Raw genomic sequence first — 25,197 nt, 5'->3', positions numbered from 1 at the left:
AAAACATCTTTTTGACAGATATATTCAACGAATGTTTGACCGTCGTAAGAAAGAAGATGCAAAAGATCCCAATCAGGGAGGTACAGAGCAACCTTACTTAAAAGATCAGACTGAGGACTGGCTGATTTTTCTTGCATATCAGATGCAGCAAAAGTCTAAAACTATCTTTTTAATTGAGGAAATTCAAATTAATTGGTTTAAATCGGATTTACAAAGAAATATATATTCTATTCTCTACGCTTTCACAAATGGCTTCGCACTATTTTCATTAATCAACTTCTCAGTTATAATAGTCTGTTTGTTTGTTAAAGAAAGTTTAGAGTATATTAAACTTTCTCTTTGGGGAGGACTTATTGCTGGACTAATTTTAATGGCGATAACTATTGTCACGAACACCGAATCATTGTTTAGTAATAAAATCGTAGAAATTGAAATGATTGAAACTCTAAAATGGTCGTGGAAAAAATTTCTGAGAATCTTGCCTTCTAGCCTTCTATTATTGTTTATATTTCTTGAAATATTCAAATTATTTTTTAATCGGGAATGGATTACTTTTGAGCTTTGGAAAATCATGGAAAGTGGCTTGCTTGCGGGCTTTTTGCCAATTATTTTAGGGAAAGCCCTGGAGGGGCCGAATTTAAGTATAGATAAAAAAACATTTCCCAACCAAGGAATTAGACTGACAGCAATTAATTCAGCTTTACTTTCTCTGCCTTATATTTTTATTGGTGCTTTTGGGCTATTTGGAATATTTATGTGGCAAAGATTTGACTTAAGAACTAGCTTACTATCTGCGCTGATAGGTGGAATTTACACGGTATTAATGATGTATTTTATCAATGTAAAATCTGTTATTAAACACTTTTTTATACGATTTTTACTCCGCTGTTATGGATATATTCCTTGGAATTATGCTCATTTCCTTGACCACGCCACTGAGCGCATTTTTTTACAAAAGGTTGGCGGGGGCTACCTCTTCATTCATCGACTACTGCGAGATCATTTTGCCAATCGGAAGCAAAATTAAGAAAAAAAAATGAATAACTGAGCATCTACAAGAATCTTCATCGGGCAATTTTATAAATACTTTAATCTTCATCGGGCAATTTTATAAATACTTTTTATCTGAGTTAAGCGAGTAGCAAATAGTAAAGCTGCTAAAATATCATCCCGTTAAGGCTGTTGGCTTTCCCCGCCCCTACAGGTTTTTGACAATGGCGCAATAATAGCCTCAGATGAAAACATGGGGGCATTTTCATCATTTTCAGCAACTCGCATAACTGCCGCGACTCTCTTCGATATACCAGTAGCACAGTTAGCAAACCAACAGCCATGAGCCGATACTACCACCCCACGCGCTACACCAGTCGCAGCCCGCAACCCCCAGCCGCACGCACCCAAATTAATCAATCTTGGTTCAAATCCCCCCTGATTCTATCAGCAATTCTTCTAGGTTTGGGCGTAGTTGGCGCTACCCTATTTGTTGAGTTTACTACCCAGCGCATCATCCACATCCGGGCTGACGATAATTCCGATTCGGCTGAAACTTATACAGCTCAGCGGCAACAACACTGTCAAGCCAGCATTCAACATTATAAACCCGGTGATGTAGCAATTTCTATGTCTTTTGCCGATCGCCCTGTCACTACCCAAAATATCTCCATTTCTAACAGTTTATCTCTCCTGGGCCAGTGTAAAGATCCAAAACGGGCGATCGCCAACAAACACCCAGGAACCTCTTTAATTTTACTCCTCGAACGTATCCAAAACACAGTCCAAAAAGAACGCGCCCGCAAGAATCAAAAACCAGTCGTAGTAACCATCGCCATTCAAGACGACGAGCCGGGCCCAAACCAACCCAATCCGAAAGACATTCAGCGGATTAAAACCGTTGTCCATAGCATTACCGAAAACAATGGGGCGATCGCCTTCATGGTTGAAGACGAAACCCTCAAAAACCAGCTAGAGACTAATTTAACATCCGAAGGCAAGGTGCAAATTTGCGATTTCAAAGACATTTCTAACTGTGTCAGTTTAGCCTTGGAAACTTCTCGTAAACTGGGTTCTCGATAGGAGCCGAGAAACCGGGTTTTTACCAAAATACTTGGTTGTAGCCAGCAGATTCAGTCACAAACCCAGTTTCTGCCCCTCCAATGTTACCAAAGAAACCGGGTTTTTCTCAAAATACTTTGTTGCATTCCGCAGATTCATTCAAAAACCCGGTTTCTGACCCCCGTGTATAAGTCCTAAGTAACTTCCTCAAAAATTCGCATAACTCCTCACAAATTAAACGATTAAACATTGTAAGCAAAATCAAAGGAAAGACCATGAATTCAAATCAACCGCAGAATAACGATCGTAATCAAATTCAACTTCATATCTGGCAAATAGTCGATCGCTGGCGGCAATTTCCCCAAGAAGTAGTTAAACGCCTCCCCAGAGGACTACGAGCAAATATCAGCGAAAGAGTTGCCAACTCAGCAGAAACTCGGATTGCCGAAGCCCGCATTCAAGACATGAATCCCATAGTCTCCCGGCAATCTTCACCGACTACCAAACAAGCCACAAAATTTGTGGTAGTAGTAATAGGTGCGCTTACCTTCAGTGCGGGAACGCAAGTGCTAACTTCGCGTTTGGGCCCGGCTGCTTTACCTGCTGCAATGGGAGGCGGTGCATTGGCTAGTTTTTTAGTAGACGATCGCGCTACTAAAGTATTTACAAATATGCGAATTGCTCACGGTACAAAACAGGAAATTAGCGCGATCGCCCAGCAAGGACAATCTCCTGTTAATGAATTAGACGAACTGTTTTACCGCACTCAAAAGGCACTGATCCAACAAGTCGAAGGCAAAAATCTACAGAAACAGTTGGCTATCGATGCCATTTTAGCAGGAACGCTGAGTGCGGCGGAATTTTCAACAGCGCTGTGGATTGTAGTACAAATGGGCCTGCCAGGGGGGATTTTAATAGAAGCGATCGCCGCCAGTTTGCCTGTTACTATTGTTTGGTTGGCCGCTGCTTTTCAGAGCGATCGTTTTGAGTTACCAGAACAGTATGCCCGTTTAATTGAAAAGTATTTGGGCTGTGTTTTCCCCCGCGAAGGAATGCCAGAAGCGGAAGTTGAAAAACTCCTGGCTGATAAAGAAAGCCAAGAAGCATCTTTGGACTATTTAATGAAATACATTGCTGAGGGGGATAGCAATGGGCGGCTGAAGAATATGGCGATGGCGGAAGCGGACTATGATATTAGCATGGGTCGCGATCGCAAAAAAGAGTTGGAACTGGAGCGCGATCGGGCGATCGAACAGCGGTTATTTCAATCTCGCGCCGACAAAACCGAACTGGAAAACGCCTTTGTTGCGCCTGATATTGAAATGATTGGTGCACCTCACGAAATCAAGGAAAAGCAGCAAAAGGTCGATCGAATGCGGCAGCAGTGGGTGCAGCAGAAAAGCGCTGAGTTAGAAGAGATTTTAGCGCAAGATTTGAAGATAATCGCCCACCGTTACGGAACCCAAATTAAACAATGTGAGGAGGACATCATGGCGGCGCAGCAGCGTTATGACGAAGCCTACCGCAACTGGAAGGAGGGCCATGAGGACTTTGGGGGCGACTTGGGCGATGCGGCTTAAGAGAATCGGGATTGGGTGAGGTGGGGGGTGTTCTCTTGGTATAATTGAGAGCATCCCTTTTTTTACTGAACCCGATCGCCCATGCACGAACTCGATCGCCTCCTCCAAGAACTTGTATCCCAAGCCCAATCATATCCCAAAGATACCGATCCAAGAAGGCGCAAAATTATAGGATATTTGTGGGACATTATGCTTCCTAGCTCAACCCTACAAGGTCGCAAGTCAAGACCTACTGATGATGAGGCAAAACGGCGATTAGGTGGCATCAAAAAGCGGTGTCGCGACAGATATATGGCAATTTTAGAAGGTGATTTTGAGGAGGATTGGTCGGATGTTGTAGTAATTACTCAAGAAGAGATATTAAAGAACATTAATATTTTCAAGAAAGGAGTAGATTCCAAATTGTATAAAGCATGGCTGAAGTTTAGCGAAGCATCACCATCACAGCGAACTCCCGAAGTTTATTCAGAATTCAACCAACAAGTAGAAAGATTTCGCCGCAGCTTTATACAAAAACGCACAAACAAGAAAACTCAAACCTATCCGCCAGAAAAAGCTCAAAACCTAGCTCACTCCTGTGAAAATTTATGCCAAAATATTCAAAATAGCGAAGTTGATTTACAACAAACCTGGAATACTTTCTGCGATGAAGTCCAGAAACTTTATCGACCTCTCAAGTTTTGGAACTGGTTTGCTCGTTATTTACAATTCCGATTCATTGATATCATCCGCCAGCGACTCAACGTAGTTTCAGGAGATGCACCGATTGCAAATCAAGATGATGATAGTGCAAGTGAAACGAGATTCGATCGAATTAAAACAAAAGCCGACTCAAAGCCATCTCCAGAGGTGATTAAAATCATCCATCAAGATCCAGATGGCATTTTTACGGGCCAGCATATTAGAGGTTTTCCTGATGTTAACTTTCGTGCGATCGCCATTTTAAAGTTTAAAGAGGCTAGTCTAAAAGAAATTGATGAACATTTTGGGAATAGAGTCAATGCTCAGAGAACAATCAGTCCTTTTTACACCCGTGCTTGCTCTTATTTCCAGCCAATTATCGAAGAGTATTTAGAAGCACAATTAGCCTTGCCACAATCTGTTGTCGAACAAATTGTCACCGACTCTGAAGGGAAGTATAATAGAAGAAGAATGCCCGATCGCCCTAACATTACTTTCAAAGGAATAATTCGATCGCGATTGGAAGGGGTGCAATCTTGGACAATTCTTGCCAGACAGTTACAAGTCAATGTCACCGAACTGATATATTTTTACCTCGACGGTATCAGTTCCTTTCAACTGATACCCAAACCGCAGAAGCGAACTCGCAGAAATAAAAACAACACCGAAGACTAAATTAGGAGAAAACAGCCATGACATACACCAGTCGTCCGATGTTTGCAGTACCCCTGACATCAAAAGCATTGAAACTAGCAAAATCCTTTCAAGAGCAATATGAAAGTCCAGCAAAAGCCAGACAAGTTTATCTAAATACTTTGGCAGTTTATGCAGTGGATACCTACTGTCAGTGTTTGGGCATTGAAACCGATTTAGAAGCTTCCGATAGTCTAAATCCAGCCATGCAGCCTTTGATGGATGTCGCCGATTTAGAAATAGCAGGTATTGGGAAGCTAGAATGCCGTCCCGTGTTACCGGCCGATGAAAACTGTTATATTCCGGCTGATACTTGGGAAAATCGGATTGGCTATGTGGCGGTAGAAATAGATGAATCATCGAGAGAAGCAACTCTCTTTGGCTTTTACCCAACCATCAACCATTTAGAAATGATGGAGCAAGTTTCTTGTGATAGTTTTCAGCCCCTAGAAGCATTTTTAGACCACCTGCACCGACTAGAAACAGCCCTAGATTTTTTTCAGAGTCATAACCCCGTAGCGGTGAAAGTTAGAGAGAGGTTGAACGAGCAATCTCTCCCTGAAATCGTCACTGAAATGGAGCGGATATATCGCACCTATAACAAATACGAGCGACGCTATGCGGGCGGGGAGTTTTTAGCGAGTTATTTACCAACAACAAAAGGTGTTGCTTTCAGAGGTAGCACACCTGTTGCAGATAGAGAAGAGTTTGATGATTCACAACAAACAGAACTGCAAGATTTAGCTGAAGAGTTGCTAGACAAATTAGATGAAATTTGGGGTGAGGATAACTCAGATGAATCTGTTAATTCCGAGTCTTCAACTAATCAAAGCAGTGATGCCCCAGGGCAAATTCCACAAGCTGCAATGGTTCCCCCATCCCCAACTACTACTGGTCTAATCAGTTTAAATGAATGGTTGCAAAATTCTGAAAGTAATTTTCAATACAACTGGCAGAGTCTGGAATCATTTTTAAGCAACCAAGAAGGAAATCTAATTTTTAGATTTGCCAGCGCCCCCCGTTCCCGCACGGCTGACACCGAATCGCCAACCCTTAGCGCAAGTAAGGTGAGAGAAATCTCCTTGGCGGGTAATCCTGTTGTATTGATTGTCAATTGCCAAAAAAATACCGAAAAAACCGAAGTTCTCATCAGATTGTATCCCCTATCTGTTGCACAAACCTATCTGCCAGCGGGGACAAAACTGATTGTAATTGATAGTGAATCGGGAGAAGTTTTTTTGGAGGCTCAAGCGCGGAGTGCCGATAATTGGATTCAATTGGAATTCAGCGGTGAAGCAGGAGAGCCTTTCAGCATTAAGGTAGCGCTCGGTGATTTGAGTGTTACGGACAATTTCGCGATTTAGGCTGCATAATTTGTCATTCTTTACCCGATAAAGAAATGTAACCAACATTCACAATCGATGGAAGGAGTGCCAAAAATGCTCGCCCGTTCAAATAGCCAAACACCAGCCCCGTTCAGCTTCCAGCCCATCTCTGTCTTCGTCTTCCTTGCAGCTATCTTCACCCTCTCAACAACCGCAGCCAAAGCCCAACTGAGAGTTGGCGACTCCATGTCTTGCGGGCAGGTGCGGATGCACGGCGGCATGGGAGGTGTCGGCTTTAGCGGTCAAACAATGAACATTTGTATCCCCAACAGCACCCTCCAGAATTCCTTCCGGCGAACCTCCAATCGAGGGGCAGATTTAACCATTCAGCCGACAACTTGCGGTACTGGGGCTGCCACCGGTGTGATTCCCATTTCCTTTGGTGGTGGCAATGGAATGTTTGTCGAAGGTGGTATCATGCTCGACCAAATGTTTCCGATGAATCGCAACGGTGGAGGCTGCCCGCCGATGTCGGTAATTATGCGGCTTGCTGGTGAATGCAGTCGTGGCGATAGAGATTCTTGCGGCGGTTTGAATAGAATTCGCCGGGCCGGTTGTGCGATTTAAAAATGTTTGTAGTGCGAACTTTAGTCCACAGATTTCTCGATTTAAAATTCGCACTATAAACTATAGCAATCCTAAATCATTTGTGAATTTCTTGCTCCCTCCCCTTAATAAGGGGAGGGTTGGGGTGGGGTAAAAAACTTTACGACTCCTGCAAGGACTGCTATATAAACTATAGCAACCGCCAAGTAGCTTTGTTCATTGCTCCCTTCGACTACGCTCAGGGAGCAATAAACAAAACACCTTAATATTGAAAGAGTCATTAGACTTTTGTCTGGTTAATTTGTAGCTTTTAATTAATACTATGAAACTCCAATCTGTCATCATTTTTCCGATTCTTTCCCTGGTGGCGATCGCCAATAGTGCTTGCAATAAACTAGAAGCTGCGATGCCTCTACCCATCGCCATTTCTCCTGCTGAACCCATCCTCGTTCAAAACCGCCAAACTTCCCCTCAACCTCCTATTCGTGGGGATTCGGAACAAGTGGGAATTCAAGTTTATCAAAGGGCACTGCCCGCATTTGTGACGATTAATGCTGGTGGTAGTTCTGGTTCGGGAAGTGTGGTGCGTGCCGACGGTTTAGTGCTCACAAACGAACACGTTGTTCGGGGCGCGAGACAGGGTTTAGTGGCAGTTGTTAACAGTAATGGTAATCGCTATCGGGGGCGAGTGCTAGCAACAGATGTCGCTAACGATCTAGCTTTGATTCAATTGGAAACAAACGATCGCTTTCCGGTGATTCCTGTAGCTGAAATTTCAGGGATTCAAGTAGGTCAGCGGGTGTACGCCATTGGCAGTCCTTTTGGGCTGTCGGGAACTCTCACAACGGGAATTCTCAGTCGCATTGGGCGTAATGGAGATTTGCAAACGGATGCAAATTTAAATCCGGGGAATTCTGGCGGCCCGTTGCTCAATTCTCAAGGTCAATTAATTGGGGTAAATAAGGCGATTTTGAGTCCTGACGGCCGCAGTAATTCGGGGATTGGCTTTGCAACTTCCGCACCCGTGGCGCAACGGTTTATCCAACAGGTAATTGCTAGAAGAAGTTCCCCGGAAACAAATTCGTCCGAGACAGGTTCTCCGAGACGTTTGGGGGTGAATATCGATCGCTCTAATTTGTCCATCGAGTCGGTGGAAAGGGGTTCTGTGGCGGCGGTGGCGGGATTGAGACGGGGCGATCGGCTGGTGGCAGTTAACGGCAGCCGGTTGCGACAAATTGACCAGTTGCTGAGGTTTTTGGAAGGTAGCCCCGATACAATGCTGTTGACTGTGGAGCGCGATCGACAGTTACGGGAAGTTCGCATAAATTTTTAGTGCGATCGGAAAAATTTTTGAAATTAATTTTAAACCCGCCGGAGTCTGCTAAGATTAGTGGATGATACGGCGGGCTATTTGCCTTGGAAGTGGATGAAGGGAGAGTGAAAAAAAAATAATTGTTGAATATCGCTAATAATTATTGAGTTAATGTCACTTATTTTGTGAATTTTAAGATTAATTGTTTGTTGGATTGTATCTAAGGGTTTCAGGGGAATAGGAATGGGTAAAATAGTTGTCTTGAGTTTTACAGCGGGTGATTGTGAGCAAGGATTTCAGCACGTCAGCTTGGAAATTAAGGAAGATAACCACCGCCCGCTAAAAAAAATTGATGGCAAATTGCCATCGGCACCGCAGATTCCGCAGCTATACAATACTTGGCAGTCAAAATACCGTCAAATGGGGTCAAGGGTGCGAATTGAACCGAAGTCAGGACAGATAACAAATTATTCTATTTGCGATTTAGAAGCGGACAGCGATGCTTTAAAACAGGAGCTTAATGATTGGCTCACATCTCCTGGATTTTCTCGTGCGATAAATATTTTAGGGAGGACAGTCTCGCAAAATGAAGAAGTGCGAGTAATTATTCAAACTGAAGACTTGAACTTACGGCGCTTACCTTGGCATTTGTGGGAGTTTTTCGACGACTACCAGAAAGCGCAAGTAGCTTTGAGTTCTACTGCTTATCAGCAAATAGACTCACAGAGAAATAGAAATCAAGTGAGAGTTTTGGCAATTATTGGTGACAGTACGGGAATTAATTTAGAGAGGGATAAGGGCGAATTAAAAAGAAATTTACCCAATGCCGAGATTGTGTTTGTAACGCAACCAGAACGCCAAGAAGTTTACGATGCAATTTGGGATGCGGGCGGATGGGATATTTTGTTTTTTGCAGGTCATAGTCTGAGCGCATCTGATGCTACTACAGGAAAACTTTTTATTAAACAAGGGGAAAGTTTAGAAGTTAAGGATATGAAAGCTGCTCTGAGAAACGCAATCGGCAGGGGCTTAAAGTTGGCAATTTTTAACTCTTGCGATGGATTAGGAATTGCCAAGCAGTTAGCTGAGTTGAATATACCCCAGGTAATTGTGATGCGAGAACCGGTGCCGGATGTAGTGGCTCAAGAATTTTTAAAGCGTTTTCTTGAGGCGTTTGCTCGCGGTGAATCGCTATATTTAGCAGTACGAGAAGCGCGGGAAAGGTTGGAAATCGTGCAGCGTGATTTTCCTTGTGCAACTTGGCTGCCGGTTCTTTGTCAGAATCCCGCTGAGGAGCCGGTGAGTTGGCAAGAGTTATCTAGTCAAGTTCAAGATCAAGTGAATCAGCCATGCGCTCAGGATGAGATGAATCAATCATATTTTCAGCCTAACTTAAGTAAAAACCAAAGTAAGCGAAGTCAAGATCAACCTTTTTTTGAGGGCCTGAATAATTTCCAATTTTCAAAAGTGAAAATTTACTGTCAGTATTGCGGTTCTGATAATGTGGCAGATGTTATGTTTTGCGAAAGCTGTGGCTCTCAACTCAGGAAATGACTTCGCTAATGTTGAATGTAATATAATAGATACAAAATTGAGGACAACCAAATGAAAGCAGTTGAAGTCACAGGAACCCTAGATGAAAAAGGTCAATTGTCCCTCGATTACCCCATTGAAAATTTCTCTCCTAGTCGCGTGCGAGTGATCGTACTTTTTCCCGAAGTAACTGAGGAAGTTGAAACCGATCCTGATGATACTCCCATTGAAGAAGTAAAAGCGAGTCTGCGGCGAGCATTAAAGCAAGCTAAATCTGGACAACGCATCCCCCTTTCTGAAATGTGGGAGGGAATAGATGTCGAATAACACGCCTTTTGTCCAGATTGATTTAACGCCTGAGTATAAACGGAATTTACGGGAATTATCCAAAAAATATCGCAATATCCGGTTCGATACTCAGTCAATTATTGAGCAATTTCAAGGTGGCAACTTTACAGGCGATCGCCTTTCTGGGATGGGTGAAAATTATGTAATCTTCAAGGTGAGAGTTAAAAATAGCGACATCCAAAAAGGGAAAAGTGCGGGTTATCGACTTATCTATCAAGTTGAGTCACAAATGAGCATACTTCTCCTGACTATTTACTCTAAATCAAACCGAGAAGATATTAGTCCTAATGAGGTTTTGAGTATCTTAGCCGAGTGCGATCGAGATGATACTTAATGTTTTCTATAACTGCTTGTTTTCTTTACCTATTTGTAACTAAATATGACTCAAGACTTTTCTGGTCAAAATCTCCGAGGTCGCAATTTTAAAGGTCAAAGCCTCACTGGTGCAAACTTCTCCTACGCAGATATCCGAGGGGCGAATTTTACTGATTCTATCTTGATAGGTGCGATTTTTAGCCATGCTCAAGCAGGAATACCAAGCCAATGGAAATTTTTACTACTAGCATTTTCATTAATTATCGCATTTTTGGCAGGATTTGCAGCAGCCGTTGGGGGCGCTTTTGTCGGCTCTTTTCTAGCCAATAAATATGAAAAATTTTTCACCTATCCGGGCATATTTTATTTAATAGCCTGCATCGCTTTTATCAGCCTTCTTATCTTTAAGGAGGTTAAATCAGTTTTTACTTTATCTATGGGCATAGCTTTTACCTTTGTTTTGGTTTTAACATTTAGTTTTGGTTTGTCCGTAGAAGTAGCTGGGCCTGTAGGTTTTGCTTTAGTTTTAATTTTAATTTTGGCTTTTATCTTTGCTTTAGCATTAGCTTTAACTTTTGCAGAAGTTGTAGCTGAAAAGTTTACTTTTGCTGTGACTTTGACCTTGTGTGGCTCGGCGATCGGGCTTTTACTTGTAACTTTTGCTCCCAAATTTGCAGACGTGAGGGCTGGGGCTGCAATTGGGATGCTATTTGGTACTTATAGTGTTACTTTTATATCCACTTATATTAGCTGGAGAGCTAAAGCTGAAGACATGAGATTTTTATGGCTAAAAAATCTAGCCGTCGAATATGCAGCTATCAAAGGTACTCACTTTCAAGGAAGCGATTTAACCCATGCTAATTTTACTAAAGCAATTCTCAATAATACTGATTTTAGCAACGCAAATTTGACGCGCGCTTGGTTTAATAAGGCACAAAAATTAGATCGGGCTAAAGCAGATAACACTATTTTAGCCAAGCCATTGATTCGAGACTTACTCGTCACTGGCAATGGCGCTGGAAAATCTTATATTGGCGCTAATCTCAAAGGAGCAAATTTGATAGGCGCTCACCTAAATAGCGCTAACCTCAAAGGAGCTAATATCAGTGAGGCTAATTTCCAAGCCACTAATTTTGAAATGGCAAATTTAACGCTCACTGAAGCAATTGGCACTGACTTCACCAGCGCTCAAATGACAGGTGCTTCCGTTGAAGCCTGGAATATAGAAAGTAATACTAATTTGGATAATGTCGATTGTCGATATATTTATCTTTTAGAATCTTCAAAGCCCGGAACAGATGACCGCGAACGTCGTCCCAGCAGTGGCGAATTCGCACCGGGAGAATTTACCAAATTATTCCAAGAAGTCCTAACTACTGTTGATTTAATTTTCCGCAACGGCGTTGACTGGAAAGCCTTTATCCCCGCCTTCCAACAAGTGCAAGTTGAGAATGAAGACACCGAACTCACTATCCAAAGCATCGAAAACAAAGGTGATGGAGTTGTGGTTGTTAGAGTCAGCGTTCCCCCAGATACCAACAAAGAAAAGATTCATAGGGAATTTACTCAAAACTACGAAGTTGCACTCAAAGCCATAGAGGAAAAATATCAGGCTAAACTAGAAAGTAAAGATGAGCAGATTACGGTTTATCGCCAGCAGCTAGAAGACTCTCGTCAGAGAGAGATTCAGCAAAGTTCCAATATGGAAAAAATTATTGATATCCTGGCGAAACCTGCCCTTAATATTCCCGTTAACGAGTCTGAAGTTCAAGCCATAGCCGAAGGGCAAACAGCGGTTAATTTAGTTATCCTCACACTGCTATCTGGTGATTTTGAAACGGGATTTCCCTTTGTTATCGCTCAAATTTGGACTGAGGATGAAAGATTGCCTACTCAACATTCCGGTCAGTTGCCACCAGCACCAGATCTAGTAGAATTTTATCATCTTTGGCATTCACAATATAACCGTTTTATAGAACCTCTCCAATCGAGTCGTATGGAGAGAAAGCAAGGTAATCTAACCAATTTTTCTCAAGTAGAAATTCATAAATTAGCTGAAGAGTTAGAGGAAAAACTAAATAAATGGCTCAATGCCGAGCAATTTATACCCATCGATCGCATCTTGCGCGAAAAATTCAACCGTTCTGATGAAGTGCGAATCATCATTCAATCTCAAAGCTCTGAAGTGCGGAAACTACCCTGGCATTTGTGGGATTTTCTCAAGCCTTACCGCAAAGCTGAAATTGCTTTAAGTTCACCTTTTTACGATCGACCTTTAAAAACTGCTGTTACCAGAGACAGAATCAGAATTTTATCAATTTTGGGCTGCGATAAAGAAATTAATCTGAATAAAGACCAACAGTTACTAGCACAGTTAGATGCAGAAACATCCTTTCTTGTCAAGCGTAACCGCCAAGAATTAGATGAACGATTGTGGGAGGAAAAAGGTTGGGATATTCTCTGTTTTTCCGGTCACAGTTCCAGCGAAATCGATGGTAGCACTGGTTATATTTATATCAACGATACGGATAAGCTAAGCATTCCCGAACTAAAAAATGCTCTCAGCAAAGCCATTGAAAGGGGCTTGCAAATCGCCATTTTCAACTCTTGTGACGGTTTAGGATTAGCGAATCAACTGGCTCAATTGCACATTCCGCAAATTATTGTTTTTCGAGAACCAGTCCCCGATCGCGTCGCACAAGAATTCTTGAAAAACTTCCTCACCGCCTTCGCTAGCGGTAAATCTTTCTATCTAGCAGTAAGAGAAGCGCGGGAGAGGTTGCAAAGTCTAGAAAATCACTTTCCTTGTGCTTCGTGGCTGCCGGTTATCTGTCAAAACCCCGCCGAAGTGCCCCCAACATGGCACTCTTTACGCCATAAATCTTAATGCTCGATGTTGCTTACAAAGCTTTTTATAATGTCAGATCCAAGTAAAACTATTGATGTACAATAATCGCGTCTCGGCTCATTTCAATCAGCGAGTGCTGACTAAACAATTGAACCAACTGAGGCAAATTACTTTGAAACAGTGCCTCAAGCTCTGCATTTGTGATATTGCCAGTAGTCACCAACAGTAACTTATAAGGTTCTTGGCGAATCAAAAAAGTATCAAAAAAATCTGAATCTTTAGTAATAACGACTCTTGAATCCTGAATAGAGATAGTATTAATTTCTGTATCAGATGTTGCGTTTTTTAAGGGTAAATCCCTGGTATGAATCGTATCATAACTAGCCCCTTGTAAAAAACGAGCTAAACGCAGTGGTAATTGAGCATCTACAATAAACTTCATCGGGCAATTTTATAAATACTTTTCACCTGAGTTAACCGAGTAGCAAATAGTAAAGCCGCCAAAATATCATCCCGTTCTAAATCATCATAGTCTGCTAAAATCTCTTCCATACTCATCCCAGAGCTCAGTAACTCTAAAATAAACTCTACAGGATAACGCAATCCCCGAATGCAGGGTTTGCCATGACAGATATTTAGATCGATAGTAACTCGCTGCAAAAGTGAGTGATTCATGGTAGCGTTCATCAACTGAATTAATTATAGCAACCTATCTGTCAAAACCCTGCCGAGGTGTCCCAAGCTGGTACTAGCCCCCAAAATCCCTAACACCTCCCAAAAAACAACTTCCCAACCAAACTGCATAAATTTCCCAAATCCCCACGATACATATATAGCAAGCCATACAGCCCCCCCAAGGACGTACTCATGCCCCACCCTACCCCAGATAGCCCGGTTTCTGGACAACCCCTACTGGAAATTCTCCTCCCAATCCCCAACTCCCCATCCTTACTGAAGTCGCCCCCAAAAAACTCGGCCATTTCCTTATGGCATAACTTTCCCGATCGCGATCGATATAACTTCAGCCACTCAAAATTGATCTGGGAGTAGTCACTAGAATGACACATAGAATGACAAACATAATCGATCGATTTTCGACTTACTATCAAGTCAATTCCCATCCTCACGCAGTGCAGGATTGTCGGTTAAGACAAAATCTAAGACGCTTGCTGCAACAGCATCCAGAGCTAAATGATGAAACAGTTTTACTGAAATATTTCTGCAACCAAGCTGCTAAGAATAACTCGAACTCATTAGCGAAATATCATCTACTTGCTTATGTGGATGTTGCTTGCTATTCGGCGGCGAAATCCACTTACGAAGCCTTCCAAACACCGGAGCTGACTTTTGCAGATTATTTGCAAATTGCCAAACTTTATATGGTTGACAGAGCGGTAGAATTGTGCACTAAGTTCGATCGCACCCAAAGCAAAATCGAAACCTATCTCAGTCGTCCTCTGCGCGACGCTATTATGAGCGAAGTGCGTAAAAATGAACCAACACAAAGGCAAAGTGACTGGGGACTGCTACGGAGCACCTCGAAAAAAGGTCTGAAAAGTGCTTTACAGAATTTCGGAATTTCAGAGCCAAAATTATCCCATTGCTTCCTAACTTGGCAAGCTTTTTTAGAAGTTTATGCCCCAGTTACAGCAGGGACAAATCAGCGATTACCGGAGCCAAGGGCGGCACAATGGGAGGCGATCGCCCAATTTTGCACCGAACAGCAATTTCCCCACTCTATTCAACCATTGACAGTGCCGGAAGTCAAAGCATTGTTGCAAATTTGTGTTGATGCGCTACGGGCATCTACTCACATTCAATTTGATTCCCTGGATGCAGAAAACTGGAATTTAGAATCAGAAACGGCTGAGCAATCCGAGCAGCAAGCATCGAACAGACAGCAAGACATGGAGCGATCCGATCGCCTGCAACAGATGACAACTGAATTAGCAAGTGCGATCGTCTCCCTCTCTCGTGACTTTCCTGATGCCAGAAAAATGTTAATCTTGGAACATGGCTTTACTGGATTTAACCAAAGTTACATCGGTAAAGAATTTGGCATCAAGCAATATAAAATTTCGCGACAGTTAACTAGCTACAAAAAATATCTGTTAACAAGTTTGGTGAAGTGGAGTCAAACCCAAGCAAATGTTACCTTCAGTGTAAAAGATGTCGATCGCCTCTCAACTCTGCTTGATGAATGGCTGACTTGGTATTGCCAAAACGCGATTCTGTACAAATTCTTGGAAACCACCTTAAAGCTGCATCCAGCCCTGAAGTTGGAAATTACCCTACTGTGCGGCTACTATGGATGTGAGAGAGTAGACGAAAGAGCGATCGCCCACAATCTTAACATAACACCAACTGAATTGCAAGGAAAATTAGTGCAAGTTAAAACAACTTTGCAAACGGAATTACACAATTGGTTGCACCAAAATCTTGCACTCAAACCCTGTTCTCTCAACGCGATCGATAAGTCATCAGCATTGTTAGTAGAACAATTTTTAGCCAACGCCCCCTACGCCCTGTTAACACTAGAACGGAGATAATCAAAATGACATTAACCTTAGCACAATTAAGCCTAGCCTGTCCCGATCAACTCTGGCTAGAGTTTTCCGAAATCGAACAGAAAACAGCTTTGCCTGTAACCCAAGATTACTCCTATGAAGCAGCACATCATCGCGCTTTCTTAAATCGGCTAGCCCTGGCAGTTTTGTCACCTGAATTTTCAGCCGCATCCGAAACCTCTGTCCAACTTGCATCCTCAGAAAACCTGTGGGAATTTGTGACTGGTTTTGCCGTGAATTTGGGCAAAAGTCGCCTAGTAATCATTCCCAGTGAAACCATCGATACCGATGAATTTTCCGTACCTCAAGAATGGGTGGATATTCCTGAATTAGCCGCTGATTATTATCTGGCTGTGCAGGTAAATTTGGAGGATGGATGGTTGCGGGCGTGGGGTTTCAGCACCCATCGCAAACTGAAAACTGAGGGAAGGTATGATGGGGGCGATCGCACTTATTCCCTCGATGTAGAGGACCTGTTTGAAAACCTGAATACTCTCTGGGTTTCTCAGCAACTTTGTCCAGCCGAAAAAGCCGAAATTCAACCATTACCGACATTATCTCATAACCAAATAGAAAGGTTCATAGGTGACTTGGGCAAACCTTCACTTTATTCACCTAGATTGAAGATGCCCTTTGCCCAGTGGGGGGCGCTGTTAGCTGTTGAGGATTTGGGGGAACAGCTTTATAATCACCGAATTGGGAAGGAATTTGCTCTGCAAAAAGTTGTGAATTTGACTGAAAGTATTTATTCTAAACTGTGGTTGTTTTTGGATGAATTAGTGGAAGTTCATGGTGTTAATTTGTTAGCAGCTAGAGGTGGAAGTCGAGGAGAACGAAATGAAGGCGATCGCCCTGCTCAAGCACGGGGTAGAATGATAGACTTAGGAATTCAATTAGTAGGTCATCCGGTAGCATTAATTGTGTATTTCAACCCCGAACCAAACAAAAAATGGAATATCCTGTTGCAGCTAAGGCCAGGTGGTGGTCAAACTTATTTGCCGCCCGACGTGCAGATGATTGTGTTGGATGCTGGTGAGGTGTTTCTGGAAGCACGATCTAGAAGTGCTGATAATTGGATACAATTGGAGTTTACTGGTCAGCCTGGGGAGCGTTTTAGTGTTAAAGTGGCTTTAGGCGATGCGAGTATCGTGGAAGATTTTGTGATTTAAAGGATGCGGAAGGTTTACTATGAACTATCAGGAACGAATTACGATCGAACCGGGCAAGCGAAGTGGTAAACCTTGCATTCGCGGAATGCGAATCACTGTTTACGATGTGCTATCTTATCTGGCATCGGGAATGAGTTACCAAGAGATTCTTGATGATTTTCCTTATTTGACTCAAGAGGACATTTTAGCTTGTTTGAGCTATGCAGCCGATCGCGAAAGACAAACATTATTAGTTCAGCTATGAAACTACTGTTTGACCATAATCTCTCACCCCGATTAGTTAATCGGCTTGCAGATATTTTTCCTAACTCAAATCATGTGGATAACTTAGGATTAGCGCAAGTAGATGATAGTGATGTATGGCTTTATGCAGAAAATAATGATTTTGCGATCGCCACCAAAGATAGTGACTACAACGAGCTTCTGATGTTACGTGGTTTTCCGCCTAAAATCATTTGGCTCAGACGCGGTAACTGTTCTACTTCAGAAATTGAAGCGATACTGAGAAGGCATATTACTGATATTCAAACCTTGTTTGATGATTCATCGGTGGGAATATTAACCCTCTATTGAGGTATTTGGGAATCATGCGTAAGTCCTGTTTAGGCGATGCGAGTATCGTGGAAAATTGCGTAATTTAACACCAAATTCGACTTAAAGACCCCCTTTATTTCTTAGTCTGCGGAGGCAGACTTCGTTTTTGTAGTAGCGGTTTAAACCGCCAAATTATAAATTATAAAGGCGGTAAAAAACTCATATTTCGTATAACCAAGAGTAAAGGATAAGTTATGGATAAATTAGTTGTTTTCAATCTGGGAGAAGGAGACTTTAAACAGGGTTTTCCTGTGACGTTACAGGTGTGGGAAGAGGGCGGATTCCTTACATCCTTCGTAGGAAAACTCCCGGCATCTGCGATCGATTCCCTGTACGATAAATGGCAGTCAGACTATCGCCAAAAAATCTCTGGCAGAATGATACCAACACCAGGACGAGTTAGTAACTATTCAGATACTGATTTAACAGGCAACAGCCATATTTTAAAAGCAGAGTTAAATAACTGGCTCAATTCCGAGACATTTCGCCCCGTAAGAGATAAGTTCCTGACAACAGTAAAATCCAAACATACTGTGCGGGTGATTATCCAGACAGAAAATCCCCAGTTGCGACGATTACCTTGGTATTTGTGGGACTTATTTGAACGTTATCGTTTCGCAGAAATGGCACTTTCTTCACCTACATTTGAGCGGCTTGAAAAGTCAGCGCAACCCAAGCCAAAGGTGAGGATATTAGCTATTTTAGGCGATTCCTCTCCCCCCGATCCTCAAACTGGCATCCGCCTTGACATCAATGCCGACAAGCAGTTTTTGGAGAATTTACCCGATGCAGAGACCGTGTTTTTGGTGGAACCAAAACGCCACGAATTCAACGAACAACTTTGGGATGAGCGGGGTTGGGATATCTTATTTTTTGCCGGACATAGTACCAGTGAATCTGATGGTACTACTGGGAAGATATATATTAATTCTAAAGAATATTTAACAATTGATGATTTAAAACCTGCGCTTCACAAAGCGATTCAACGAGGGTTACAATTGGCGATTTTCAATTCCTGTGATGGCTTGGGAATTGCCAGAGATTTAGCAGAATTGCAGATTCCTCAAATTATTGCCATGCGGGAACCTGTAGCTGATTTGGTAGCTAAAGAATTCTTGAAATATTTCTTGGATTCCTTTTCTAAGGGTCAACATTTATATCTGGCTGTCCGAGAAGCACGGGAAAGGTTACATGGATTAGAAAAAGACTTTCCCTGTGCATCTTGGTTGCCAGTAATCTGTCAAAATCCTGCTGAAAATCCCGTGACTTGGCAAGGGTTGCGGGGAGTTGAAGCGGGGATAAATTGGCGTGATGCGTGTCTGAGAACCATACCCGAACGAGGTAAATTAACCAGTAATTCCCTGGTGGTGAATGATGGATTGAATTTGAAGGTCGATGATGTTTATGTACCCTTGGGTTTAGTCGAGAGAAAGCATAAGCCTAAGCCAGACAAACAAACTACACCCGACAAAGGCTCCCAATTATACGCTGCAAAAACTCCATCAAAATTCCAAGAAGCAGGTGAAAATTATGTTGCAGAAACTCAGTATGAAGTCACCAAGACATTTAAAAATGATGAGTTTTTTGGGGAAGTATTAAAACAAGGAAAAACTGATAAAAGTAAGGGCAAACGCATTGCCATTATTGGCGAACCTGGTGCAGGAAAAACGACGCTTTTGCAAAAAATCGCCGATTGGGTGTTGGCTGAAACTGAATTTGTGCCGATTTGGGTTTCCTTAGCGGATTTGGGTAAATTCAGTTTAGAAGATTATCTACTGAAAAAGTGGCTGAAAATTGCCTTAAATGTAGCGGATGTGACGGCTCAAATGCGCCAAGATTTGGTGACGCTGTTTAACAACCATCAAGTTTGGTTATTACTGGATGCTGCTGATGAGATGAGCGCGGACAATCCTTTGGATGAGATCAAATCGCAATTGCGGGGATGGATTGCTGAGGCGCGGGTGGTGTTGACTTGTCGCTACAATGTGTGGGATGCAGGGAAAAATGCTTTAGCTGAGTTTGATGTTTATCGCAATTTAGATTTTGATGAAGAGGAACAAATTCCCCAGTTTATTAGAAGTGTTTTTCGGCAGTCAGATTTAGGAGAAAGGTTGTGTCAGCAGTTAGCTAAATCAGAAAATGCGCGGTTGCGGGATACGGTGAAAAATCCTTTGCGACTGACGTTGTTATGTTTAGCTTGGCACATCCGCCAAGGAGATTTTACTACTAAAACTCAGGCTGATTTATACGCCCAGTTTACCGAGGCGGTGTATGAGTGGAAGCGCGAGCAATTCCCCACAACTTCCCAGCAGCGACGGGAGTTAAATAAAGCTTTGGCGGCGTTAGCTTTGCGGGGAATGGAAGAAAAAGAGTCGCGGTTTCGGTTGCGTCAGGGTTGGGTGCGGGAGGTTTTGGGGGAAGCGGATGAACCTTTGTGTGAGTTAGCGTTGCAGTTGGGTTGGATTAATCGGGTAGGTGTGGCGGCGGAAAGGCCAGAGGAACAGGTTTATGCGTTTTATCATCCCACATTTCAGGAGTATTTTGCGGCGTTGGGGGTGGATGATTGGGGTTATTTTTTACGTCATGTACCGGATAATCCTGGGTTGGGAATTTATCGGATTTTTGAGAAGCAGTGGAAACAGGTGATTTTACTGTGGTTTGGGCGGGAGGATGTGGAGAAGGAGAAGAAAGAAGAGTTTATGAAAGCGTTAGTTGAGTTTCAGGATGGGTGCTATGGAGCTTATCAAGATCAGGCATATCTTTTAGCCGCCGAAAGCCTTTTGGAATTTAAAGAATGTAATCTCACTGATAAAATTGTTGAACAACTTGTTGAGTATGGATTTAGTGATTATGATATGTCAAAAGCTCTAGAAAAACATTCCAAAATGAGAAGTAATGCTCATGCCTATGCGTCGCAAATAAATCGTTATTTTGATACTATCGAGGTACAAGCAATAAAATTACTGAGAATGCTTGACCGTAAAAGTGTAATATATTCTATTACTGATTTCATGGTGAATAATAAAAATGACTGGTCTACAAAAGCAGCACAAAGATTTTTGACAAATCTATAATGATAGTTGATACAATCTCAGAAAAAATTTTTCCAAATCAATCGATTAATAAAATAAAAAATTAGCTTATTCAAATGGAAAGTATAATTTTCAACAAACATACATATAACTCTGTTCATACTCTATATCAAGAGTTGGAAAATCATACAAGCAATCCTAATTTGATTGATTTATTAGCTAATTTATTAGGCGAGGATAATTTACATCAGATAATATTGGATTCTAGTTGTGTAAAAGAGTTCTTATATCTTTGCTCGCTTAATATCAATTACAAAGATTTTTATCAAGCTGTACACAATCAAAACGATCAAATTCAATCTCTCGAAAACCAAATTACCCCAAACTTCTCTCAACTCCAACCAACTCCTCAAACTTATCCCCTACCTATCAACATTCAATCCCTAACAGACGAAACAGACACCAGTGCTATTTGCCAAGAAATCTGCACCCAAATTTACTACCTCGCACTCCCCGATGCAGACATCCCCGCCGCCAACAACTTCGCCGAACTCAAACGCCAGATTCTCACAGCAAAACGCCAACTGCAAAAACGCCACCTAGCCCTAATTCTGCACCAATGCGAACCCGATTCAACACTCATCACCTGTTGTCGCAAAATAGCCGATGCTAACCTGGGTTTGCACATTGCTTGGATAACCAACACACCCCTCGATGCACCTTTGCGCGGTTTTCCCCCACAGCAACCTAACCTCCTGGGTGCTCTCCAAACTTGGATAAATGAACTGAGTTAACGGGATGCCAGTATCGTAATTGGCATCAACTATGCAGTGGCTAAAAACTAGGTACGATCGCTTTCTACGCCAATAAGTTAGAAAGCGATCGCGCTATCAACTCAATACCAAATTTCTCCTTTATAATCATCAATAACAATCAAATCCATATCAACAACTCCTTAACCCTCCACCACTATCGGAGAAAATCCGGCAATTGAGAGCCACTACACAAACCAAAACATAAGTCGATCGCTCTCAAATACCAATTGATGAAAAAGTAAATCCTCCCTATCCCAATTACCCGACTGCAAAATCAGTAAATTGACGCATATAAGGAGATTTAAAAGCCAAAACAATATCTTCCTTGGGAACCCCAGCCGCTACTAACTCATTCGCTATTCCTGATTCCGTTCTATCCCTCTGAATCCAAAATTTACCATCTTTTATATCGACGTGAATCACACAGCCGTAAACCCGTTTTTGCTCGTCCCAGCCCAAATGAACGACATGATAATGCTCTCGTTCGGTATCAAAAAGTAATTGAACTTCTGTTTCAGTATCCAAGTCATTCCTTGAGTGTTGAGACAGAATTGTTTGGATTAATTCTTTGTAATCTATTCTTTTCATAAAATTATCCCTGTTGAATAGCATCAAAAATGAGTAATTTGAGCTGATGTTTAGCAATTAATTCTTGAATAAAATCGTTTCCCGTAGCATGGTCATGATTTAACCACAGAGAACGCAGAGAACACAGAGGGAGATAAGAGAGATTAATACAGGACGATGCTACTGGATTTGATATAAAACGATCGCTGAAAAAATTATTTCATAGCCACGAAAATACTGAATAGATCGCTATTAATTACCATTCCGCCATCATATCATCGCAGCCAGCAGCGATCGCACCCCAAAAAATTCCCCCCACTTCGCATAACTCCCCCACCCACCAGCGATAAAGCAATATCAGGCGATTCCACAGCAACTAGCCGCAACAAAACCAGGCGATCGCTGCATAAAACTCACAACCCTGCACGACTAAACAATAGCAACCCACCCAGAGGTACTTATGACGAACCAAGTAGATCTCAATGAAGTCAGAAACCGCGTACTCACCAACCAACACAGCGGCACCGACTTGCCCAATGCAACAGATCGCAGTGTCTTTGTAGACTCCGAAGGTAACATCATCCTCCGGCCCCAACCCGGTACTGAACGCCAACTCTCCCGCGTTCCCCAGAAAACCTTTGCAGCCACTGTGACAGCCGATCGCCAAATCGTAGCTCAAAAACTCCCCAATAACACCCAGGAAATGTTCATCAGTGGCGTTACAGGCTGGGTTTACGGCATTGTCAGCGAACTCGGCGACCAGTATACCATGTTCGCTTACAGCGACGGCAGCCTATACCAAGTGATGGTTTTGTTCCCCGAAGTCGCCGGTAAGTTCAACGTCCACGATGCCCACCTGTACTCCGACGGCCGCATCTGCTTCGGTGATGAAGGAGGTTTGCCCACCTTAGAACAAGCCTTTGCCAAATCAGTGCTCTGGGCAACTGGCTTCAGCAGTTATCTGCGTACCAATCTATTCCCATTCTCCATCAACAACCTCTAAAAGGGCGATCGCAACCGACCCACTCCGACCAAAGAAACCGGGTTTTTGACCAAATCTGCGGGCTGCGATCGAATATTTCGCAAAAAACCCGGTTTCTCGCCCCCCCATCCAGACCAAAGAAACCGGGTTTTTGACCAAATCTGCGGGCTGCGATCGAATATTTCGCAAAAAACCCGGTTTCTGGGTTTCCAAACTTTACCTACTATTAACTGAAAACCATGATGCTATACATCTCCGAGGAAGTTTTGCGCCAAATCGAACGGGATATCGCCAACCATCCTCCCGAACGCGGAGGAGCGATTCTAGGGCCTGTAGGTCAGCCAATTATCACTCACTTTCTCCTAGACGAACAGGCCCGCACCAGTGGGGCCAGCTATCTCCCATCACCCCAATTAACTCAGCGGGTGCAGCAGCTAGAACTCATGGAAAAAGTGGAGTTTAAAGGCGTTATCCACTCCCACCCTGGCGGCTTAGACCGTCCTTCGGGCCCCGATGAAACTGCGATGTTAGAAGGGTTGAATCTTAATCCTCACATTCCCTACTTTGTGGCCCCGATTGTGACTTTACAGCGTTACGGGGGGCAGTTGCGCGAGCACGAATTGCCGATCGCACAAGGTAAAATTTCCTGTTATGTTGCTTCCCGCGATCGCAATTATCTGCGAGTGGAAACGCTATCAGTTAGGTCAGTGCGCGATCGCGATTTACCCCGGATGCTGCAAACACTTTCACCGACGGCTACACCCAAACGCATACCGCTACAACCTGACTTACAGCGACTTTGCCGGACTTTTGGCAGCACTCAATCACCAGAAATCTTTGTGGCTGAGATTGAAGGACAGGCGATACCGGCCGGTCGCGTTATTCTCAACGGTGGTTTGGAATTGCTGTTTCTGTTCAGCGATTCTTATCCCGTTACGCCACCTCTGCTGATGCTAACACCAGAGGGGGGAAACACGGAGGAAATCAAGTTAGATTGGTCGCTGGAAACGCCACCAGCAGAGCGTTTGTTAACCGCTGTTCAGGGTATGATTACGGGTTCTGGCCCCTACCAGAAGGTGTACGGCCCTTTGGGAAAGTCCTCAATTACAGCCGACGGCGATCGCGCACGTTTGGCTGGCTGGAGTGGTTGCTATTCGGGCGTTGACCCCAAAATTGCCGCAGCCGAAATCCAGCAAGGATTGTTTGCGCGCAGTCAAGGGATTCTCAGCCAGCATCTCAGCAGCAAACGGGTGTTGATTGCGGGTACGGGTTCTGTCGGTTCCTACTTCGCCGAACAATTGGTTCGCAGCGGTGTTGGTGCTCTCACTCTCATCGATCCCGAAACCGTTGAAGTGGCGAATTTGTGCCGCACTACCTACGATTTTACGGATTTGGGTCGTCTGAAGGTGGAAGCGTTGGCGCGGCGACTGCTGCATATTAACCCGTTGTTGGAATTGACGGTACAGCCTAAAAGCTTGTCTGACTATGAGGTTACGGCTTTCGATGCTTTGGTACAAGCAGCGGACTTGATTATTGCGACTACCGATGACCCCGCCGCCCAGCGGATTCTCAACCGCTTTGCTTATTTTCACGGCAAACCTGCTTTGTTTGTAGGATTATACAAAGGTGCGGAAGGAGGTGAGGTGATTGTGAGTCTTCGCGATCTCACTCCTTGTTATCTTTGTGCGACGGCTAATCGCCACCAAGCGGAAGCGAATTTGGGGCGGGTGAGTGCGGATGGGGATTATGGGAATAATGGTCGGGTGATGGGTGAAGTGGCGATCGGGGCGGATATTCAACACGTTACCAGTGTGGCGGTGAAAATGGCGCTGTCGTTGCTGTTACCAGAGGATGCTGAGGCGAAGCTTAAAGGTTTCTTGAATCCGGCGATCGATGGGGGGTTAAATTATCTCACACTGTCGATGGTTCCCAATTACTGGTTTTATCCAGGCGTGTTTGGAGATACCCCCGGACAGTACGCTTATCAAAGCGTTTGGTTGACAGCAAAAAGTCGGGAGGAATGTCCCGTCTGCGGTAGTGTACACCATCGGGTTGACCCGCGATCGATCGCGCTGCGGAGTGTGCAAGCTGATGGAATTCGGGCTGCATTGAACGCTTCTCGTTCTTAAGTAGAAGCTGAATATTATTGATGCGATAGAAAGCCCCAGGGGAAGAAAT

The 25,197-nt window shown here is 43.3% G+C and carries 23 protein-coding genes; 19 read left to right on the top strand and 4 right to left on the bottom strand.

Annotation, left to right across the window (positions count from 1 at the left end; all coding sequences use genetic code 11):
• Positions 1–31: 31 nt before the first annotated feature.
• The 11 genes from ACBR23_RS17300 (at position 32) to ACBR23_RS17250 (ending at position 13,332) form a co-directional block, all read left to right on the top strand.
• A complete protein-coding gene (locus ACBR23_RS17300) occupies positions 32–1,027 on the top strand; it encodes a hypothetical protein (RefSeq protein ID WP_371119396.1) in 996 nt (331 codons plus the stop codon).
• A gap of 305 nt (positions 1,028–1,332) precedes the next feature.
• Positions 1,333–2,073, top strand: a complete 741-nt coding sequence (locus ACBR23_RS17295; RefSeq protein WP_371119397.1) for a hypothetical protein — start codon at positions 1,333–1,335, stop codon at positions 2,071–2,073.
• A 254-nt stretch (positions 2,074–2,327) separates the two neighbouring features.
• Complete coding sequence (locus ACBR23_RS17290) at positions 2,328–3,632, top strand: hypothetical protein (RefSeq protein ID WP_371119398.1); 1,305 nt, start codon at positions 2,328–2,330, stop codon at positions 3,630–3,632.
• An 81-nt stretch (positions 3,633–3,713) separates the two neighbouring features.
• The gene (locus ACBR23_RS17285; RefSeq protein WP_371115176.1) at positions 3,714–4,988 is read left to right on the top strand and encodes a hypothetical protein; all 1,275 of its coding nucleotides are present in this window, start codon (positions 3,714–3,716) and stop codon (positions 4,986–4,988) included.
• A gap of 17 nt (positions 4,989–5,005) precedes the next feature.
• Positions 5,006–6,370, top strand: a complete 1,365-nt coding sequence (locus ACBR23_RS17280) for a DUF1822 family protein (protein WP_371119399.1) — start codon at positions 5,006–5,008, stop codon at positions 6,368–6,370.
• A 75-nt stretch (positions 6,371–6,445) separates the two neighbouring features.
• Positions 6,446–6,958: a hypothetical protein gene (locus tag ACBR23_RS17275; protein ID WP_371115178.1), complete on the top strand. Its 513-nt coding sequence runs from the start codon at positions 6,446–6,448 to the stop codon at positions 6,956–6,958.
• A 301-nt stretch (positions 6,959–7,259) separates the two neighbouring features.
• On the top strand, positions 7,260–8,270 hold the full coding sequence (locus ACBR23_RS17270) for a S1C family serine protease (protein ID WP_371115179.1): 1,011 nt from the start codon (positions 7,260–7,262) through the stop codon (positions 8,268–8,270).
• Positions 8,271–8,492: 222 nt separating this feature from the next.
• The gene (locus tag ACBR23_RS17265) at positions 8,493–9,803 is read left to right on the top strand and encodes a CHAT domain-containing protein (protein ID WP_371119400.1); all 1,311 of its coding nucleotides are present in this window, start codon (positions 8,493–8,495) and stop codon (positions 9,801–9,803) included.
• Positions 9,804–9,854: 51 nt separating this feature from the next.
• Entirely contained in the window at positions 9,855–10,109 is a 255-nt protein-coding gene (locus ACBR23_RS17260) for a hypothetical protein (protein ID WP_340518541.1), read from the top strand.
• A complete protein-coding gene (locus ACBR23_RS17255) occupies positions 10,099–10,464 on the top strand; it encodes a type II toxin-antitoxin system RelE/ParE family toxin (RefSeq protein WP_371115181.1) in 366 nt (121 codons plus the stop codon). The genes ACBR23_RS17260 and ACBR23_RS17255 overlap by 11 nt, the downstream gene beginning before the upstream one ends.
• Before the next feature lie 45 nt (positions 10,465–10,509).
• Complete coding sequence (locus ACBR23_RS17250; protein WP_371115182.1) at positions 10,510–13,332, top strand: pentapeptide repeat-containing protein; 2,823 nt, start codon at positions 10,510–10,512, stop codon at positions 13,330–13,332.
• A 49-nt stretch (positions 13,333–13,381) separates the two neighbouring features.
• Here ACBR23_RS17250 and ACBR23_RS17245 read toward each other — a convergent pair whose 3' ends face one another.
• A complete protein-coding gene (locus ACBR23_RS17245) occupies positions 13,382–13,735 on the bottom strand; it encodes a DUF5615 family PIN-like protein (protein ID WP_341735334.1) in 354 nt (117 codons plus the stop codon).
• On the bottom strand, positions 13,732–13,968 hold the full coding sequence (locus tag ACBR23_RS17240; protein ID WP_341735333.1) for a DUF433 domain-containing protein: 237 nt from the start codon (positions 13,966–13,968) through the stop codon (positions 13,732–13,734). The genes ACBR23_RS17245 and ACBR23_RS17240 overlap by 4 nt, the downstream gene beginning before the upstream one ends.
• Before the next feature lie 395 nt (positions 13,969–14,363).
• Between ACBR23_RS17240 and ACBR23_RS17235 the strand changes: the two genes are divergently transcribed.
• The 6 genes from ACBR23_RS17235 (at position 14,364) to ACBR23_RS17210 (ending at position 21,449) form a co-directional block, all read left to right on the top strand.
• The gene (locus tag ACBR23_RS17235; protein ID WP_371119401.1) at positions 14,364–15,842 is read left to right on the top strand and encodes a hypothetical protein; all 1,479 of its coding nucleotides are present in this window, start codon (positions 14,364–14,366) and stop codon (positions 15,840–15,842) included.
• Between the two features lie 5 nt (positions 15,843–15,847).
• Positions 15,848–17,029 (top strand): DUF1822 family protein, encoded by a 1,182-nt coding sequence (locus ACBR23_RS17230; RefSeq protein ID WP_371119402.1) that lies wholly within the window; start codon positions 15,848–15,850, stop codon positions 17,027–17,029.
• Between the two features lie 19 nt (positions 17,030–17,048).
• Positions 17,049–17,273 carry a DUF433 domain-containing protein gene (locus tag ACBR23_RS17225; RefSeq protein ID WP_340518551.1) on the top strand — a complete coding sequence of 75 codons (225 nt, stop codon included), beginning with the start codon at positions 17,049–17,051 and terminating at the stop codon, positions 17,271–17,273.
• Positions 17,270–17,602: a DUF5615 family PIN-like protein gene (locus ACBR23_RS17220; RefSeq protein ID WP_371119403.1), complete on the top strand. Its 333-nt coding sequence runs from the start codon at positions 17,270–17,272 to the stop codon at positions 17,600–17,602. The genes ACBR23_RS17225 and ACBR23_RS17220 overlap by 4 nt, the downstream gene beginning before the upstream one ends.
• Positions 17,603–17,817: 215 nt before the next feature.
• Entirely contained in the window at positions 17,818–20,697 is a 2,880-nt protein-coding gene (locus ACBR23_RS17215) for a CHAT domain-containing protein (protein WP_371119404.1), read from the top strand.
• Positions 20,698–20,771: 74 nt separating this feature from the next.
• Complete coding sequence (locus tag ACBR23_RS17210) at positions 20,772–21,449, top strand: hypothetical protein (protein WP_371119405.1); 678 nt, start codon at positions 20,772–20,774, stop codon at positions 21,447–21,449.
• A 279-nt stretch (positions 21,450–21,728) separates the two neighbouring features.
• On the opposite strand, the gene ACBR23_RS17205 is transcribed toward ACBR23_RS17210, so the two are convergent.
• Positions 21,729–22,058 carry a XisI protein gene (locus tag ACBR23_RS17205; protein ID WP_371119406.1) on the bottom strand — a complete coding sequence of 110 codons (330 nt, stop codon included), beginning with the start codon at positions 22,056–22,058 and terminating at the stop codon, positions 21,729–21,731.
• 439 nt (positions 22,059–22,497) lie between these two features.
• Between ACBR23_RS17205 and ACBR23_RS17200 the strand changes: the two genes are divergently transcribed.
• The gene (locus ACBR23_RS17200) at positions 22,498–23,040 is read left to right on the top strand and encodes a hypothetical protein (protein WP_371119407.1); all 543 of its coding nucleotides are present in this window, start codon (positions 22,498–22,500) and stop codon (positions 23,038–23,040) included.
• On the opposite strand, the gene ACBR23_RS17195 is transcribed toward ACBR23_RS17200, so the two are convergent.
• Complete coding sequence (locus ACBR23_RS17195) at positions 23,011–23,232, bottom strand: hypothetical protein (protein WP_371115189.1); 222 nt, start codon at positions 23,230–23,232, stop codon at positions 23,011–23,013. The two genes, ACBR23_RS17200 and ACBR23_RS17195, sit on opposite strands and share 30 nt — an antisense overlap.
• A 26-nt stretch (positions 23,233–23,258) precedes the next feature.
• Here ACBR23_RS17195 and ACBR23_RS17190 point away from each other — a divergent pair, with 26 nt between their 5' ends.
• Complete coding sequence (locus tag ACBR23_RS17190) at positions 23,259–25,148, top strand: ThiF family adenylyltransferase (protein WP_371119408.1); 1,890 nt, start codon at positions 23,259–23,261, stop codon at positions 25,146–25,148.
• Positions 25,149–25,197 lie beyond the last annotated feature (49 nt).

This window comes from Microcoleus sp., from assembly GCF_041354475.1.
GTDB lineage: Bacteria > Cyanobacteriota > Cyanobacteriia > Cyanobacteriales > Microcoleaceae > Microcoleus.
Note: the sequence above shows the minus strand (reverse complement) of the source record. Positions and strands in the feature narration are given on the sequence as shown.

What these genes read in the sequence shown, in the direction of transcription:
- ACBR23_RS17270 (WP_371115179.1), top strand. Translation starts at nt 7,260, where the DNA reads ATGAAACTCCAATCTGTCATCATTTTTCCGATTCTTTCCCTGGTGGCG.
- ACBR23_RS17245 (WP_341735334.1), bottom strand. Translation starts at nt 13,735, where the DNA reads ATGAAGTTTATTGTAGATGCTCAATTACCACTGCGTTTAGCTCGTTTT.
- ACBR23_RS17200 (WP_371119407.1), top strand. Translation starts at nt 22,498, where the DNA reads ATGACGAACCAAGTAGATCTCAATGAAGTCAGAAACCGCGTACTCACC.
- ACBR23_RS17300 (WP_371119396.1), top strand. Translation starts at nt 32, where the DNA reads ATGTTTGACCGTCGTAAGAAAGAAGATGCAAAAGATCCCAATCAGGGA.
- ACBR23_RS17225 (WP_340518551.1), top strand. Translation starts at nt 17,049, where the DNA reads ATGAACTATCAGGAACGAATTACGATCGAACCGGGCAAGCGAAGTGGT.
- ACBR23_RS17235 (WP_371119401.1), top strand. Translation starts at nt 14,364, where the DNA reads ATGACAAACATAATCGATCGATTTTCGACTTACTATCAAGTCAATTCC.
- ACBR23_RS17210 (WP_371119405.1), top strand. Translation starts at nt 20,772, where the DNA reads ATGGAAAGTATAATTTTCAACAAACATACATATAACTCTGTTCATACT.
- ACBR23_RS17255 (WP_371115181.1), top strand. Translation starts at nt 10,099, where the DNA reads ATGTCGAATAACACGCCTTTTGTCCAGATTGATTTAACGCCTGAGTAT.
- ACBR23_RS17260 (WP_340518541.1), top strand. Translation starts at nt 9,855, where the DNA reads ATGAAAGCAGTTGAAGTCACAGGAACCCTAGATGAAAAAGGTCAATTG.
- ACBR23_RS17190 (WP_371119408.1), top strand. Translation starts at nt 23,259, where the DNA reads ATGATGCTATACATCTCCGAGGAAGTTTTGCGCCAAATCGAACGGGAT.
- ACBR23_RS17240 (WP_341735333.1), bottom strand. Translation starts at nt 13,968, where the DNA reads ATGAATCACTCACTTTTGCAGCGAGTTACTATCGATCTAAATATCTGT.
- ACBR23_RS17205 (WP_371119406.1), bottom strand. Translation starts at nt 22,058, where the DNA reads ATGAAAAGAATAGATTACAAAGAATTAATCCAAACAATTCTGTCTCAA.
- ACBR23_RS17290 (WP_371119398.1), top strand. Translation starts at nt 2,328, where the DNA reads ATGAATTCAAATCAACCGCAGAATAACGATCGTAATCAAATTCAACTT.
- ACBR23_RS17220 (WP_371119403.1), top strand. Translation starts at nt 17,270, where the DNA reads ATGAAACTACTGTTTGACCATAATCTCTCACCCCGATTAGTTAATCGG.
- ACBR23_RS17295 (WP_371119397.1), top strand. Translation starts at nt 1,333, where the DNA reads ATGAGCCGATACTACCACCCCACGCGCTACACCAGTCGCAGCCCGCAA.
- ACBR23_RS17265 (WP_371119400.1), top strand. Translation starts at nt 8,493, where the DNA reads ATGGGTAAAATAGTTGTCTTGAGTTTTACAGCGGGTGATTGTGAGCAA.
- ACBR23_RS17230 (WP_371119402.1), top strand. Translation starts at nt 15,848, where the DNA reads ATGACATTAACCTTAGCACAATTAAGCCTAGCCTGTCCCGATCAACTC.
- ACBR23_RS17215 (WP_371119404.1), top strand. Translation starts at nt 17,818, where the DNA reads ATGGATAAATTAGTTGTTTTCAATCTGGGAGAAGGAGACTTTAAACAG.
- ACBR23_RS17280 (WP_371119399.1), top strand. Translation starts at nt 5,006, where the DNA reads ATGACATACACCAGTCGTCCGATGTTTGCAGTACCCCTGACATCAAAA.
- ACBR23_RS17285 (WP_371115176.1), top strand. Translation starts at nt 3,714, where the DNA reads ATGCACGAACTCGATCGCCTCCTCCAAGAACTTGTATCCCAAGCCCAA.
- ACBR23_RS17250 (WP_371115182.1), top strand. Translation starts at nt 10,510, where the DNA reads ATGACTCAAGACTTTTCTGGTCAAAATCTCCGAGGTCGCAATTTTAAA.
- ACBR23_RS17275 (WP_371115178.1), top strand. Translation starts at nt 6,446, where the DNA reads ATGCTCGCCCGTTCAAATAGCCAAACACCAGCCCCGTTCAGCTTCCAG.